The 13,425-nt window shown below is 68.4% G+C and carries 16 protein-coding genes and 1 riboswitch; of the genes, 7 read left to right on the top strand and 9 right to left on the bottom strand.

The window, feature by feature from the left end; genetic code table 11:
- Window positions 1-33 precede the first annotated feature (33 nt).
- Window positions 34-1,131: a CaiB/BaiF CoA transferase family protein gene (locus ON39_RS31370; RefSeq protein ID WP_040739655.1), complete on the bottom strand. Its 1,098-nt coding sequence runs from the start codon at window positions 1,129-1,131 to the stop codon at window positions 34-36.
- Between the two features lie 216 nt (window positions 1,132-1,347).
- Between ON39_RS31370 and ON39_RS31365 the strand changes: the two genes are divergently transcribed.
- Window positions 1,348-1,830, top strand: a complete 483-nt coding sequence (locus tag ON39_RS31365; RefSeq protein ID WP_040739653.1) for a DUF456 domain-containing protein — start codon at window positions 1,348-1,350, stop codon at window positions 1,828-1,830.
- A 24-nt stretch (window positions 1,831-1,854) separates the two neighbouring features.
- Here the strand turns inward: ON39_RS31365 and ON39_RS31360 are convergent, their stop codons facing one another.
- Window positions 1,855-2,724 carry an amidohydrolase family protein gene (locus ON39_RS31360; RefSeq protein ID WP_040739651.1) on the bottom strand — a complete coding sequence of 290 codons (870 nt, stop codon included), beginning with the start codon at window positions 2,722-2,724 and terminating at the stop codon, window positions 1,855-1,857.
- Between the two features lie 44 nt (window positions 2,725-2,768).
- The gene (locus ON39_RS31355) at window positions 2,769-4,157 is read right to left on the bottom strand and encodes an FAD-dependent oxidoreductase (protein ID WP_040739650.1); all 1,389 of its coding nucleotides are present in this window, start codon (window positions 4,155-4,157) and stop codon (window positions 2,769-2,771) included.
- 347 nt (window positions 4,158-4,504) lie between these two features.
- On the opposite strand from ON39_RS31355, the gene ON39_RS31350 reads away from it, so the two are divergent.
- The 3 genes from ON39_RS31350 to ON39_RS31340 all read left to right on the top strand — a co-directional run bounded on the left by ON39_RS31350 (window position 4,505) and on the right by ON39_RS31340 (window position 6,808).
- Window positions 4,505-4,951 carry an Rv0361 family membrane protein gene (locus ON39_RS31350; RefSeq protein WP_040739649.1) on the top strand — a complete coding sequence of 149 codons (447 nt, stop codon included), beginning with the start codon at window positions 4,505-4,507 and terminating at the stop codon, window positions 4,949-4,951.
- A 63-nt stretch (window positions 4,952-5,014) separates the two neighbouring features.
- Window positions 5,015-5,131: riboswitch (SAM riboswitch) on the top strand.
- 14 nt (window positions 5,132-5,145) lie between these two features.
- Window positions 5,146-5,562, top strand: coding sequence for a rhodanese-like domain-containing protein (locus ON39_RS31345; protein ID WP_040739648.1), 417 nt, complete (start codon window positions 5,146-5,148; stop codon window positions 5,560-5,562).
- A 31-nt stretch (window positions 5,563-5,593) separates the two neighbouring features.
- Window positions 5,594-6,808 (top strand): O-succinylhomoserine sulfhydrylase, encoded by a 1,215-nt coding sequence (locus ON39_RS31340; RefSeq protein WP_040739665.1) that lies wholly within the window; start codon window positions 5,594-5,596, stop codon window positions 6,806-6,808.
- Between the two features lie 22 nt (window positions 6,809-6,830).
- Here the strand turns inward: ON39_RS31340 and ON39_RS31335 are convergent, their stop codons facing one another.
- Complete coding sequence (locus ON39_RS31335; protein ID WP_146251105.1) at window positions 6,831-7,802, bottom strand: PDDEXK family nuclease; 972 nt, start codon at window positions 7,800-7,802, stop codon at window positions 6,831-6,833.
- Between the two features lie 149 nt (window positions 7,803-7,951).
- The gene (gene fgd, locus ON39_RS31330; protein ID WP_040739647.1) at window positions 7,952-8,962 is read right to left on the bottom strand and encodes a glucose-6-phosphate dehydrogenase (coenzyme-F420); all 1,011 of its coding nucleotides are present in this window, start codon (window positions 8,960-8,962) and stop codon (window positions 7,952-7,954) included.
- A 333-nt stretch (window positions 8,963-9,295) separates the two neighbouring features.
- Between fgd and ON39_RS31325 the strand changes: the two genes are divergently transcribed.
- On the top strand, window positions 9,296-10,054 hold the full coding sequence (locus ON39_RS31325) for an HAD-IIA family hydrolase (RefSeq protein WP_174412585.1): 759 nt from the start codon (window positions 9,296-9,298) through the stop codon (window positions 10,052-10,054).
- A 401-nt stretch (window positions 10,055-10,455) separates the two neighbouring features.
- Here ON39_RS31325 and ON39_RS31320 read toward each other — a convergent pair whose 3' ends face one another.
- The gene (locus tag ON39_RS31320; RefSeq protein ID WP_211336318.1) at window positions 10,456-10,956 is read right to left on the bottom strand and encodes a MarR family winged helix-turn-helix transcriptional regulator; all 501 of its coding nucleotides are present in this window, start codon (window positions 10,954-10,956) and stop codon (window positions 10,456-10,458) included.
- Window positions 10,953-11,597, bottom strand: a complete 645-nt coding sequence (locus ON39_RS31315) for a type 1 glutamine amidotransferase family protein (protein WP_040739644.1) — start codon at window positions 11,595-11,597, stop codon at window positions 10,953-10,955. Before ON39_RS31315 ends, ON39_RS31320 begins: the two co-directional genes overlap by 4 nt.
- Before the next feature lie 67 nt (window positions 11,598-11,664).
- Between ON39_RS31315 and ON39_RS31310 the strand changes: the two genes are divergently transcribed.
- The gene (locus ON39_RS31310) at window positions 11,665-12,111 is read left to right on the top strand and encodes an RpiB/LacA/LacB family sugar-phosphate isomerase (RefSeq protein WP_040739643.1); all 447 of its coding nucleotides are present in this window, start codon (window positions 11,665-11,667) and stop codon (window positions 12,109-12,111) included.
- A 108-nt stretch (window positions 12,112-12,219) separates the two neighbouring features.
- Here the strand turns inward: ON39_RS31310 and ON39_RS50885 are convergent, their stop codons facing one another.
- Window positions 12,220-12,678 carry a hypothetical protein gene (locus tag ON39_RS50885; protein ID WP_246002921.1) on the bottom strand — a complete coding sequence of 153 codons (459 nt, stop codon included), beginning with the start codon at window positions 12,676-12,678 and terminating at the stop codon, window positions 12,220-12,222.
- On the opposite strand from ON39_RS50885, the gene ON39_RS50880 reads away from it, so the two are divergent.
- Window positions 12,635-12,766, top strand: coding sequence for a DUF3761 domain-containing protein (locus tag ON39_RS50880; RefSeq protein WP_246002914.1), 132 nt, complete (start codon window positions 12,635-12,637; stop codon window positions 12,764-12,766). The two genes, ON39_RS50885 and ON39_RS50880, sit on opposite strands and share 44 nt — an antisense overlap.
- A 113-nt stretch (window positions 12,767-12,879) precedes the next feature.
- Here the strand turns inward: ON39_RS50880 and ON39_RS31300 are convergent, their stop codons facing one another.
- The gene (locus ON39_RS31300) at window positions 12,880-13,386 is read right to left on the bottom strand and encodes a nitroreductase family deazaflavin-dependent oxidoreductase (RefSeq protein WP_040739642.1); all 507 of its coding nucleotides are present in this window, start codon (window positions 13,384-13,386) and stop codon (window positions 12,880-12,882) included.
- Between the last annotated feature and the right edge of the window lie 39 nt (window positions 13,387-13,425).

The raw sequence follows: 13,425 nt of genomic DNA, 5'->3' as shown, positions 1-13,425 counted from the left end.
GAGCGCGCGCCGGGGCCTTCGGTCGAGGAGAAGTCAGTCCGCCCAGACGGATTCGATCGGGGTCGCCTCGGCGGGCGGCGGGGTGGGGGTGCCGTTCGGCGTGCGGGAGAAGCGCGGCGCGGGGGCGTGCTGGGTGATGTTGTCGACGTCGATCAGCGAGCCGCGGGCGACGATGTGCTCGTTCTTCGTGGCCTCTTCGAAGGTGAGCACGGGGGTGACGCAGGCGTCGGTGCCGAGGAAGATCTCGGTCCACTCGTCGCGGGTCTTGGACCGGAAGCGTTCGGTGAACAGCTTTTTCAGCGTCTCCTGGCCCGCCGGGTCGAGCTGGAAGGGCAGGCCTTCGGGGTCGATCTCGAGACCGGCGAGCAACTGCGCGTAGAACTGCGGCTCGATCGAGCCGACCGCCATGTACTTGCCGTCGGCGGTTTCGTAGGTGTCGTAGAACGACATTCCGGTGTCGAGCAGGTTCGTGCCGCGCTCCTCGGACCACGCGCCGTACCCGCGCATGCCCCAGATCATGTGCGAAAGGGCAAGCGCGCCATCGACCATCGCCGCGTCGACGACCTGACCCTTGCCGGAGGTCTGCCGCTCGACGAGCGCGGCGAGCAGACCGAACACCAGGAACATCGAGCCGCCGCCGAAGTCGCCGACCATGTTCAACGGCGGCACCGGGCGCTCGCCCTTGCGGCCTATGGCGTGCAGCACGCCGGTGATGGAGATGTAGTTGATGTCGTGCCCGGCGCGATCGGCGAGCGGACCCTCCTGGCCCCAGCCGGTCATTCGCCCGTAGACCAGGCGGGGGTTGCGCGCCAGCGCGTCGTCCGGGCCGAGCCCCATCCGCTCGGTCACGCCGGGCCGGAAACCCTCGATCAGCACGTCGGCCTTCTCGACCAGCCCGAGCACCTTCTCGACGTCGGCCGGGTCCTTGAGGTTGGCCTCAACGATGGTCCGCCCGCGCTGCTGCGGCCGGTCGAAGCCGCCGGGCAGCTGCCCGGCGCGCTGGACCCGCACCACGTCGGCGCCCAGGTCGGCCAGCAGCAGCGCCGCGTGCGGTCCGGGGCCGATACCGGCGAGCTCGATGACCTTGATGCCCGCGAGCGGGCCCTTAGCGGCGGTGGATGGAGTGCTCACGCCCTACCTCGGTTCGTCGTTGATCCAGCGCACCGGCTGTCCGGCGCACCCTCGGCGTGCCCGAGGGGTGTATTGACAGTATGACAATAACGGTGCCGCCCTCGGGGCCCCCGGTCGCTGTGCACCGACCCACCCGGTAGGACACAATGCCAGCAGCGCGACTTCGCGGCGAAGCGCGCGGTGAGGTGGAGTCATGCGACAGACGGAGGCTCGGTCGTGAGCGGCGCGGGCGAGGTCGTCGCCGGCCTGGTGATGCTCGTCGGCCTGCTCGGCATCATCGTGCCGATCCTGCCGGGCGTGATCCTGATCTTCGGCGCGATCGCGGTGTGGGCCTTCATGACCGGCGGGGTCACCGCGTGGACGGTCTTCGCCGTCAGCACCGTCGCGCTGGTGCTCTCCGGCGTCGTCAAATACACCTGGCCCGGCCGGAAGATGAAGGATGCGGGCGTCGCCAACAGGTCCCTCGTGCTCGGCGCGGTCCTCGGCATCGTCGGATTCTTCGTGATCCCCGTGGTGGGTCTGTTCGTGGGCTTCGTCTTGGGCGTGTACCTCTCCGAACTGCAGCGGCTGCGCATCGGTCGGCAGGCCTGGCAGTCAACGGTGCACGCGCTCAAGGGCGTTGGGCTGTCGATGCTCATCGAGCTGTTCGGCGCGCTCGTCGCCGTCGGCGTCTGGGTGATCGGCGCGATCATCACCTGACTCCGAAGTCGTTGCGTATCAGAGCTATTCGATGATCGGCAGTGGAATGGTATCCGCCGCTTCGGGTTTGGGCAGGGCGTCGCGCCGCAGCGGCAGAGTCGGCTGCTCGGTGTACAGGGGCAGCGTGGGGTCCGGGTCGGCCGGCAGTCGGCGGACCCGGGCGGGGAGACGGTAGAACGCGCGGGCGTTGTCCTCCAGCACGGCGAACATATCGGTGCCGACCACATCGCAGATCAGGTCGACGTCGGAGTCCCGGAACGGCCGCCCGGCCCGGGTGCCCGGCAGGTCGGTGCCGAACATCAACGCCTCCGGGTTCACCGCGTGGATGCGCCGCAGCGTGTCCGCGACGTTCATCGAGACCCGGCCGAAGCCCGTCGCCTTGACCTTCGCGCCGCGGTCGACCAGATCCAGCAGGAATGGCAGGCCCTCGTCGGACATGCCGAGGTGATCGACGGCGATGACCGGCAGTTTCGAGATGACCGGTTGCAGCGAGGCGAGCATCTGCCCGTCGATGTAGACCTCGACGTGCCAGCCGACCAGCTCGTGGGCGCGCAGCGCCTGCAACGTCATGCCGGTGATGTCGGCGGCGGCCCGCTTGAGGTTGAATCGCAGGCCGCGCACGCCGATGCGGTCCAGCTCGATGATCTCGTCGTCGGTGGCGTCGAGATCGAGCCGGGTGACGCCCACCCAGCCCTCGCCCAGCTCGGCGAGGGCCGCCTTCAGATACGTCTGATCGGTGCCCTGGAACGACCCGCTGACCACGGCTCCACCGCCGATCTCGAAGCGCGACATCCGCTTTCGATAGTCGGCGATGGTGAACGGGCCGGGCAGGTAGCCCTGGTTCTCGAACCGAGGGAACCTCGGATCGAAGATGTGGAGATGGGCATCGAACACCTGTACAGAATGCCTCAGTGTATGGGTTTCCGCTGTGGTGGCGGTCAGACCTTGTGCGGCTCGCTGGCGCGCAGCATGTCCTCGCGCTCGACGACCTTGACCCGCTCGCGGCCCTCCGGCTCGCCCAGCGAGCGCTCGTGCGCGTCGAGGCGGTACCAGCCCTGCCACGTGGTGAACGGGATGCCCTTGCTCTCCAGGAACTCGGTGACCGCGTCGAGCTCCGGGCGCTCGGCCGGGGTGAAGCGGGTGCTGTCGTCGAGTAGGCAGGCCACGGTTTCGTTGGCGTCGCCCTTGGTGTGGCCGATCAGGCCGACGGGGCCGCGTTTGATCCAGCCGGTGACATAGGTCGCGGGGATGTAGCGCTCGGGGCCCTCGGCGTTCTCGTCGGCGATCACGCGCCCGGCCTCGTTCGGGACGGTGCCGGCCTGGTCGTCGAAGGGCAGGTTGGTCAGGTTCTGCGACAGGTAGCCGACCGCGCGGTAGACCGCCTGCACGTCCCACTGCTTGAACACCCCGGTGCCCTTGACGTTGCCGGTGCCGTCGAGTTGGGTGCGTTCGGTCCGCAACCCCACGACCTTGCCGTCCTGGCCGAGGATCTCGGCGGGGGACTCGAAGAAGTGCAGGAACAGCTTGTGCGGGCGGTTGCCGACGTCGCGGATGGCCCACTGCTCGAGGGTGTTGGCGATCATGTCGACCTGCTTGGAGTGCCGGCGCGCGGCCTCGGAACCCTCGTCGTAGTCGATGTCCTCGGGATCGACGATGACCTCGATGGTCGGGGAGTGATCGAGTTCGCGTAGCTCGAGCGGGGTGAACTTGGCCTGGGCGGGGCCGCGGCGACCGAACACGTGCACCTCGAGCGCCTTGTTCGCCTTCAACCCCGCGTACACGTTCGGCGGGATCTCCGTCGGCAGCAGCTCGTCACCGGTCTTGGCCAGCACCCGGGCCACGTCGAGGGCGACGTTGCCGACACCGAGGACCGCGACCTTCTCCGCGTCCAAGGGCCAGGTGCGGGGGACGTCGGGGTGCCCGTCGTACCAGGACACGAAATCGGCGGCACCGTAGGAGCCGTCGAGGCCGATGCCGGGGATGTCGAGGGCGCGGTCGGCGTTGGCGCCGGTGGAGAAGATCACCGCGTCATAGAAGGTGCGCAGGTCTTCGAGGGTGATGTCGGTGCCGTAATCGATATTGCCCAGCAGCCGCACCTGCGGCTTGTCGAGGACCTTGTGCAACGCGGTGATGATGCCCTTGATCCGCGGATGATCCGGCGCGACACCGTAACGGATCAAACCGAACGGCGCGGGCATGCGCTCGAACAGGTCGATGCTGACCTCGGCATCGGACTTCATCAGGGCATCGGCGGCGTAGATCCCGGCGGGTCCGGCGCCGACGATGGCGATGCGGAGCGGGCGGTCAGCTGCACTCTGTTCGGTCATCTTGCGGGCACCCTTAGTGGTAGAGAACGTTAACGGCGTCTTCCTTAGCCTAGGCTAAGTTACGCGCTGGCTGGTTGCACCTGACGATGCGGACACCGAGGGTGTCGGCTCGTGGCCACCTCGGTCGCGGCTATGACAGCAGGCCGCGGTCTTGCGATTCTATCGGTGGCGGGTAGGTCCACCCTCGGGCGGTGCGTGAACTGAATGAATGCCGCCCGCCCCTGCTGTACGGGTTTGCCCGATCTTCCGGCGTCCACGCGGTAACCGCCGGGCAACCTGCGCCGTCCGCGGTCGGTCGCGCCGGGGCCGGGCGTCGGATATGACCGCCGACCAGGGATCATCGTCGTATGAGCGAGCAGCCTTCACCCGCGGACGACGAAGTCATCGAGGTCGATCAGACCGACAAGCGTTCCGTCGCACCGTTCGTCGCCGCCGCGATCATCGCGGTGCTCGTGCTGGCCGCGATCGTCATCGGCGGGGTCATGTCGCCCGCTGAGAAAAATGTCACAGAATCCGACCGGATCGCCGCTGCCGTGCGCAACTTCGTTGACGGGTCCAACAACACCGAGTTGGTGCCGCCACCAGGAACGGGCTGCCCGGACTTCGACCCGAAACGGTCACCGCTGGCTGGGCGCGCCGGCGCCGGAAAGACCGTGGAAATCACGAAACTCGTCGATCCGAAGGTCGACGGCGATCGCGCGAAGGCGACCGTCACCACCAAGGTCGACGGCGACGAGTCGACCTCCACCTGGAATCTGACCCGATCCGGCGACAAATGGCTGGTCTGTAATTGAGCATTCTCATACCGTGAGCAGCCGTTTGACAGGGTGACCCCCGTCGAGGCAATCTCAGCAGAAGGTCATGAGAACCAGTGTCAAGCCCCGGCAATACTGGTCGGCAACCCTCCTCCGCGGTGGGGTGCTCCGGGTGACGACCTGGCCGCGCGTCAAACCCGAGCGCGGCAAGTGCGGATTCTAGGAGGGTCCAGATGAGTTATGCCGGTGACATCACCCCGCAGCAGGCTTGGGATCTGTTGCGCGACAACCCCGAAGCCGTCCTGGTCGACGTGCGCACCGAGGCCGAGTGGAAGTTCGTCGGCGTGCCCGACACCAGCTCGATCGAGCGCCCGACGATCCTGATCGAGTGGGTCGACGTGACCGGCACGCGCAACGGCGCGTTCACCGAGCAGCTGGTATCGGCGCTGCAGGGGCACGATCCGGCGGCTCCGGTCATCTTCCTGTGTCGCTCGGGGCAGCGCTCCATCGGCGCGGCGACCGCCGCGACCCAGGCCGGGTTCACCACCTCGTACAACGTGTCGGAGGGCTTCGAGGGCCCGCTCGACGCGCACGGGCATCGCGGCGGCAGCGGCTGGCGTGCCCTCGGACTGCCGTGGCGGCAGTCGTGAACAGCTGCTGTTCGGCGCGGAGGAGGCGGTCGTGATCACAGGTGGTGCGTTCGACAAGCCGCTGCCCGAGGGCGTCGGCGCGGCGACCCTGGGCGTGCGAGGAGGGTTGCGGCGCTCCGGATTCGAGGAAACCTCCGAGGCGCTGTACCTGACCTCCGGCTTCGTCTACGAGAGCGCCGAGGCCGCCGAGGCCGCGTTCACCGGCGATGTGGAGCACTTCGTCTACTCCCGCTACGGCAATCCGACGGTCGCCATGTTCGAGGAGCGGATGCGGCTGCTCGACGGGGCCGAGGCGTGCTTCGCGACGGCGAGCGGAATGTCCGCGGTATTCACGGCTTTGGGCGCGCTGCTCGGCGCGGGCGATCGGCTCGTGGCCGCGCGCAGCCTGTTCGGGTCCTGCTTCGTGGTGTGCAACGAGATCCTGCCGCGCTGGGGGGTCGAGACCGTCTTCGTCGACGGCGAGGACCTCGACCAGTGGGAAGAGGCGCTGTCCGCGCCGACCAAGGCGGTGTTCTTCGAGACGCCGGCCAACCCCATGCAGACCCTCGTCGACGTGCGCCGGGTCACCGAGCTCGCGCACGCCGCGGGCGCGAAAGTGGTGCTGGACAACGTCTTCGCGACCCCGCTGCTGCAGCGCGGGTTCGAGCTGGGCGCCGACGCGGTCGTCTACTCCGGCACCAAGCACATCGACGGCCAGGGTCGGGTGCTCGGCGGCGCCATCCTCGGCACGCGGGACTACATCGAGGGGCCGGTGAAAACGCTGATGCGCCATACGGGTCCGGCGTTGAGCCCGTTCAACGCCTGGACATTGCTCAAGGGTTTGGAGACGATGCCGTTGCGCGTGCGCCACTCCAGCGAGTCCGCGCTGCGCATCGCCGAGTTCCTGGAGGGCAACAAGGCCGTCAGCTGGGTGAAATACCCCTTCCTGCAATCACATCCGCAGCACGACCTGGCCACCGCGCAGATGAGCGGCGGCGGCACGGTCGTCACCTTCGAACTCAACGCCCCCGCCCACGAGGCCAAGAAGCGCGCCTTCGAGGTCCTCAACCGCCTGCGCGTCATCGACATCTCCAACAACCTCGGCGACGCCAAATCCCTGATCACCCACCCCGCCACCACAACCCACCGAGCCATGGGCCCCGAAGGCCGAGCCACCATCGGCCTAACCGACGGCGTCCTCCGCATCTCCACCGGCCTAGAAGACCTCACCGACCTCCTCACCGACCTCGACCACGCCCTCAGCTAGACCCACAGAGACACCACACGGCTCACAGGGAGTTCAGCCCCTGTGAGCCGTGTGGGTGGTCTGTGGGTTCGGGATACCAGTAGCCGGTGCGAGTGAGGGGGCGGGCGATGTGGGTTGCTTGGGTCAGGCGGGGGAGCCAGGTTTGGGTGGTGAGTTCGTGCCAGGTCCAGCGGACTACGAGCCAGCCGAGTGCGCGTAGCGCGTCCTCTCGTGCTTTTTCGGCGATGACGATGTCTTCCGGCGAACGGAGGCCGCGTAAGTGGGTGCGGTACTTGATGAGTCCGTCGAATTCGCCGATGATGCCTAGCTCGGGAAAAAGGAAGTCGACCCTGGCGACGAACCGGTGATCCGGGGTGACGATGCTGGCTTGGAGTTCCGGTTTCGGGAATCGCGCTGTGTGCAGCGCGACCCGACTACGCGACTCACCGGGGCTCTCCGATCGGCCGTCCACGAACTCGACTACGCGCCGGGCCTTCGGAGTTCCCGGGCCGAGGTGGCGGGCGAGCTGTTCGACCAGTTCGGCCCGGGTGGTCTTGCCGAGTCGCAGAGCGCTGTCACCGAGGACGACCGCTTGGTCGAAAGGCAACGTCCGAGCCAGGTCGATAACGGTCCGGGCCGCGCTGGTGACCTTGCGGTCACCGACCAGCACGATCTCTTCGGGGGTGATGCGCATCGAATGCAGCACCAGCTGCCGGGTGACACGTCCACCGGTCGCGCGGTTGCGTAGCAGGTGAACGCGCCCCAACGGTGCGGCCCACAGGTCGAGATCGTGAACCACAGCCGCGGACACATGGCTGATGATCGCGTCCGGGCTCGCGGCCTGGACCGCGGCATCCGTCAGCATCAAATGTTGTTGGGACGCAGTGCGATCCGCAGCACCGTCCACCCCGACGTAGTAGCCGCGCCGAACCCGTCGCCACCCCGCGTGCAACTCCCGATCGGTAAACCCGTCCCGCAACGCGCTAGCTCGGCTCGTCACCCTGGGCATGTCCATGCACCGATCCTCGGTGCTCCCCCCACCCCCCACCAGCCCCACCTGGCCGAATGTGCACAACTCCCGGCTTGTGGACAACTAGACCCACAGAGACTGCACACGGCTCACAGGGAGCTCAGCCCCTGTGAGCCGTGTGGAGGGTTTGTGGGTTAGGCGAGGGCGCGTAGGCGGGGGGCGAGGTCGCGTTGGAAGAGGTCGAGGAAGCGGCGTTGGTCGTGGCCGGGGGCGTGGAAGACGAGGTGGTTCAGGCCGGCGTCTAGGTAGGGCTTGATGAGTTCGACGGTCTGGTCGGGGTCGCTGGCGACGATCCAGCGCTTGGCGATCTGCTCGATCGGGAGGGCGTCGGCGGCGGCCTCCATCTCGATGGGGTCGGTGATGCTGTGCTTCTGTTCGGGGGTCAGCGACAAGGGGGCCCAGAAGCGCGTATTCTCCAGCGCCAGTTCGGGATCGGTGTCGTAGGAGATCTTGATCTCGATCATCCGGTCGATGTCGTCGACGGTGCGACCGGCCTTGGCGGCGCCCTCGGCCACGGCGGGCATCAACTTGTCGGTGTAGAGCTCCATGCCCTTGCCCGAGGTGCAGATGAAACCGTCGCCCGCGCGGCCCGCGTAGCGCGCGACCAGCGGTCCGCCCGCCGCGACGTAGATCGGGATGCCGCCCTTGGGCACGTCGTAGATGGACGCGCCGACGGTGGTGTAGTACTCGCCGGAGAAGTCGACGCGGTCGCCGGTCCACAGCGCGCGCATCAGGTCGACCGACTCGCGCAGCCGCGCGAAACGCTCCTTGAACTCCGGCCACTCGCCCTTGTACCCGGTGGCGATCTCGTTGAGCGCCTCGCCGGAGCCGACGCCGAGCATGACGCGATCGGGGTACAGACAGCCCATGGTGGCGAAGGCCTGCGCGATCACGGCCGGGTTGTAGCGGAAGGTCGGCGTGAGCACCGAGGTGCCGAGCTGTATCCGCTTGGTGCGCTCGCCCACCGCGGCCATCCAGGCCAGCGAGAACGGCGCGTGCCCGCCCTTGTGCCGCCAGGGCTGGAAGTGGTCGCTCACCGTGGCGCTGTCGAGGCCGTGCTCCTCGGCGAGCACCGCGATCTCCACCAGTTCACGCGGCCCGAACTGTTCCGCCGACGCCTTGTATCCGAGCTTGAGCTCACCCATGTGCGCCCTCCTGTCGCTTCGCTGCACACCTGCGGTGCGGGCATTCCCGCGCACCGTTGTCGACCGCGGACACGCCGCGGTCACCTCTCGGCGCAACCGCGACGGGACCGTGGATCTTCCCGTGTCTCGGCGATCGTAGGCGCACCGTTCGGCGCGCGCACATGACCGACTTCGACCCTAGTCAGCGACGTCCGACGGGGTGCGCACCATGGGAACGTGTCCGACGGCATTCGCTGCGATGATGCTGTTAGCCGTATGCACTCCGTCCGGCCGCGTTTCTAGTGGGACAATTGCCGGGTGACTGATGAACCGATCCTGTCCTATCTGACCGACATGGACGGTGTGCTGGTGCACGAGGACCAGCTGGTGCCCGGCGCCGACGAGTTCCTCGCCGAGCTGCGCGCCAACGAGACCCCGTTCCTCGTCCTCACCAACAACTCGATCCGCACCCCGCGCGACCTGCAGGCCAGGCTGCGCCACACCGGACTCGACATCCCGGAGGAGGCGATCTGGACCTCCGCGCTGGCCACCGCCACCTTCCTCGACGAGCAGCGGCCCAACGGAACCGCCTATGTGGTCGGCGAATCCGGCCTGACCACGGCGTTGCACGAGATCGGCTATGTGCTCACCGACAGCAACCCCGACTACGTGGTGCTCGGCGAGACCCGCAACTACTCCTTCGAGGCGATCACCACCGCGATCCGCCTGATCGAGCGCGGCGCCAGCTTCATCGCGACCAACCCCGACCCGACCGGCCCGTCCCGCGACGGGTCGCTGCCCGCTACCGGCTCGGTCGCCGCGCTGATCACCCGCGCCACCGGCCGCGACCCGTACTACATCGGCAAGCCGAACCCGCTGATGATGCGCTCGGCGCTGCGCCGGATCGGCGCGCACTCGCAGTCGACGGTGATGATCGGCGACCGGATGGACACCGACGTCATCTCCGGCCTGGAGGCGGGCATGCGCACCATCCTGGTCACCACCGGCATCTCCACGCGCGCCTCGGTGGAGGCGTATCCGTACCGGCCGACCATGGTGCTCGACTCGGTCGCCGATCTGGTCGGGCGCACCAAGGAGCCGTTCGCCGACTGACCGCCGGGCTCAGGTGCGACGCGCGGCGGCTCACTCGTCGGCCATCGCGCGCGTGGGTGCTCGGCCGTGCAGGTCGCGCCGGGCCGTGACTCGTTCGTGCTCGCCGGCGGGTCGTGGGCGACTACGCGTGTCGGCGCTCGGCCGAACACGTTGTGCTGAGCCGCGACTCGTCTGTGCGCGTCGGGCAGGTCGCGAGCCATCGCGCGCGTCGGTGCTCGGCCGAACAGGTTGTGCTGAGCCGCGACTCGTCTGTGCGCGTCGGGCAGGTCGCGAGCCATTGCGCGCGTCGGTGCTCGGCCGAACAGGTTGTGCCGAGCCACGACTCGTCTGTGCGCGTCGGGCAGATCGTCAGCCATTGCGCGCGTCGGCGCTCGGCCGAACACGTTGTGCCAGAACGCAACTCACCCCTGCTCGTCGGCGATCGCATCCAACGCCGTCGACAGCCGGGTGAGCGTCTCCACGGTCGCCGTGAGCTGCTCTAGCCCGATCTCCTCGACGAGGCGCTTAGCGACCACGGCGTGCCGCGGATCGATGCGGCGCACCGCCGCGAGCCCCGCGTCGGTGACCGCGACCAGCTTCGCGCGGCGGTGCGCGGGGTTCGGGCGGTACTCGGCAAGTCCCTTGTCCACCAACAGATCCGCGATGCGTTGCACGCTCTGCCGGGTGATGCCCATAGCCCTGGCGATGCCCGCGACCGGCAGCGGCTCGCGCAGCACCGCGCCGAGCACCTGCCACCAGGCCGCGGTGAGCCCGGCGGGGCGCGCCAGCTCCTCGGCGATCGCGAGGAACTGGCCGTTCAACCGGAACGACGTGATGGCGGCCGTGGCGAACAGCTCCTGCTCGTCGCGGGTCACGTGCACCTCCTGGCGATCCGGCCGTCCGACGGTGCGATTGTTCCTCATCCGACCGGCGCCGCGGACCGTCGCTCCTCGTACTCGGCCAGCACCGCCCAGCCCGCCGGATCGGAGTGCCCGTACAGCCGGTACCACCCGTCGAGCACGTGTGGCTCGTACACGCCGAGCCGTCCCAGCGCCGCGCGGGCGAATTCGAACGGCGAGGTGCCGCCCGCGGTGATCAGGTCGCCGTCGGTCACCGCGGCTTCGTCCACATAGTGGTCGGCGCCGCCGTATCCGCTGTACAGCAAGAACTCTCGAACGTTGCTGGTGTGCCGGCGCGTGTCGAGAAGGCCAGCCCTCGCCAGTCCCAATGTCGCGCCGCAGATCGCCGCGACCGGGACGCCCGCGTCGAGGAACTCGCGCGCCTTGCGGGCGAACGGCATGAGCTCCTCGCCCTCCCAGGTATCGGCGCCGGCCAGAATCAGCATCGCGCTGTCGGCGGGCGTGAGGTCGGCGAGAGCCATGTCGGGCACGATGCGCATGCCGCCGAGCGTGGTGATCGGATCCTTCGTCAGCCCAACGGTTTTCGTCCGCCACGTGCCAGGCTCCCGCTGCCAGGTGGTCCGGTTGATGTGCGCCGTGGTGGCGCCGATCTCCCAGTCGGCGAAGGTGTCGTAGACGGCAACGTGAACTGTTCTCTCGTTCATGACAGCATCCTGTCATTATTGACAGCATGCTGTCAATAATGCGGTAATGCGGCATTACCCTGAGTGCATGCGCATCTCGGTAGCTGCGGACGAACGCGTCGGAGTGGCGAGCGAACTCATCGAGGAGCTGACCCGGCGCGGGCACGAGACGCTGCCGCACGGCGCGCTCTCGGAGACCGAACGCGACGACTGGGCGTGGGCCAGCGAGGCCGCCGCTCGCGACGTCATCCAGGGCCGCGCCGACCAGGCCATCGTCTGCTGCTGGACCGGCACAGGCGCCTCCATCGCCGCCAACAAGGTCTCCGGCGTCCGCGCGGCCCTCTGCGCCGACGCCGAAACCGCCAAGGGCGCCCGCCGATGGAATGACGCCAACGTCCTGGCCCTGAGCCTCCGCTCCACCTCTGCCGCCGAACTACAAGAAATCCTTGACGCCTGGTTCGCCACCGCGCCCAGCCCCGCCCCCGACGACCAAGCCAACATCGCCCACCTGTCCACGATCGAGCAGGCCGGCTGACCACCGAGACCAATGTGAACTGTGTTTGTTTGGTAATAGGCCGGAGCGTGTCTTCGATGAAGTGATGTAAGTCATCCAGCACTCTGCTGGCTATCAATCATCGGAGTATCAGTTGCATTCCCGCCTCAGCGGTCTCGGTTTCCTCGTCGGTGTGAGCGCGTTCGCCGTGCTCGTCGGCGGCTGCTCGGTCCAGCCCACCCCGACGGCCCGTCCGGTCCAAACCTCTTCCGCCACAACAACAGTCCGCTCGACCACTTCAGTTGCGCCCAGCACGACCAGTTCCCCGGCCTCGACCCTCGCGCCGACCACCACCACGAGCCCGCCGACCACCGTCGCGGACCCGCCATCGACGGTTACGCTGCCGCGAACAACGGTGGCACTGCGCCCACCTCCGGCTCCGGCCGCCCCCGCGCCGCCGACCGCCCCTGCACCGCTGGCCGCCCCGCCGATCGACCCACCACGGGCGAGCGATCCGGGCTCCGTGTGCGGCCCCGACTCGTACCTGAACGCCAGCGGCGACTGCGTGCACAGCCCGGTGCAGGCGCCCGCCGCACCCTCCGGTGCCACCGCGAAATGCAATGACGGCAGCTATTCCTTCAGCCAGACCCGCAAGGGAACCTGCTCGCACCACGGCGGAGTGGCGACCTGGCTTTAAGCCCTGACCCGGCCTCAGGCGAAGCTCTGCACGCGTGTCCGGCTGGGCGTGAGCGCTGACCCGGCTGTGCGGGCCGGTCCGGCGGTGCGGGCCGGTCCGGCGGTGCGCCCGGCTTACGCCCGGCGCAGGGCGAAGATGCGGAGGTCGCGCGTGGTGCGGTCGTGGTAGGCGGAGTAGGCGCCGGTCAGCTCGACGAAGCGGGTGAAGATCTCGTCCTTGGCGGCGGCGTCGACAAGAGTCGCTCGGACAGGGATCCGGTGGCCGGCGATGGCGACGGTGGCCGCGGGGTTCGCCAGAAGGTTGGCGGTCCAGGCGGGGTGGTGTTCCTGACCGAAGTTGCTGCCGATCACGTAGAGCACGTCGCCGTCGTGCACGTAGAGCAGCGGCTGGGTGCGGGGTTTGCCGGACTTGCGGCCGGTGGTGGTCAACAGGATCACCGGGGCGCCGATCGGGCCGAGCACGGTGTACTTGGCGTCGGTGCGCTCGAGCACGGCACGATCGAGCGGGGTGATCTTGCGGATGAGCCAGGAGCCGGGCTTGGTCGCCGCGAACCTGTTCGCCAGGCGAGAGAGCGCGCTGGTGCGCGAGCCCCACTGCCGGTCGGGAAACTGCTCAGCCATGCCCGGACTATAGCGGCGGTCCCGCCTGGGCGTGAATTT

Origin of the sequence: Nocardia tenerifensis NBRC 101015, from assembly GCF_000308715.1 — a bacterium.
GTDB classification, from domain to species: Bacteria; Actinomycetota; Actinomycetes; order Mycobacteriales; family Mycobacteriaceae; genus Nocardia; species Nocardia tenerifensis.
This window is presented reverse-complemented; position numbering and strand designations above follow the sequence as displayed.

Excerpts from the sequence above, each read along its gene's own strand:
- ON39_RS31355 (WP_040739650.1), bottom strand. The coding sequence starts at position 4,157 with ATGACCGAACAGAGTGCAGCTGACCGCCCGCTCCGCATCGCCATCGTC.
- ON39_RS31350 (WP_040739649.1), top strand. The coding sequence starts at position 4,505 with ATGAGCGAGCAGCCTTCACCCGCGGACGACGAAGTCATCGAGGTCGAT.
- ON39_RS31345 (WP_040739648.1), top strand. The coding sequence starts at position 5,146 with ATGAGTTATGCCGGTGACATCACCCCGCAGCAGGCTTGGGATCTGTTG.
- ON39_RS31335 (WP_146251105.1), bottom strand. The coding sequence starts at position 7,802 with ATGGACATGCCCAGGGTGACGAGCCGAGCTAGCGCGTTGCGGGACGGG.
- fgd (WP_040739647.1), bottom strand. The coding sequence starts at position 8,962 with ATGGGTGAGCTCAAGCTCGGATACAAGGCGTCGGCGGAACAGTTCGGG.
- ON39_RS31325 (WP_174412585.1), top strand. The coding sequence starts at position 9,296 with ATGGACGGTGTGCTGGTGCACGAGGACCAGCTGGTGCCCGGCGCCGAC.
- ON39_RS31320 (WP_211336318.1), bottom strand. The coding sequence starts at position 10,956 with ATGAGGAACAATCGCACCGTCGGACGGCCGGATCGCCAGGAGGTGCAC.
- ON39_RS31315 (WP_040739644.1), bottom strand. The coding sequence starts at position 11,597 with ATGAACGAGAGAACAGTTCACGTTGCCGTCTACGACACCTTCGCCGAC.
- ON39_RS31310 (WP_040739643.1), top strand. The coding sequence starts at position 11,665 with ATGCGCATCTCGGTAGCTGCGGACGAACGCGTCGGAGTGGCGAGCGAA.
- ON39_RS31300 (WP_040739642.1), bottom strand. The coding sequence starts at position 13,386 with ATGGCTGAGCAGTTTCCCGACCGGCAGTGGGGCTCGCGCACCAGCGCG.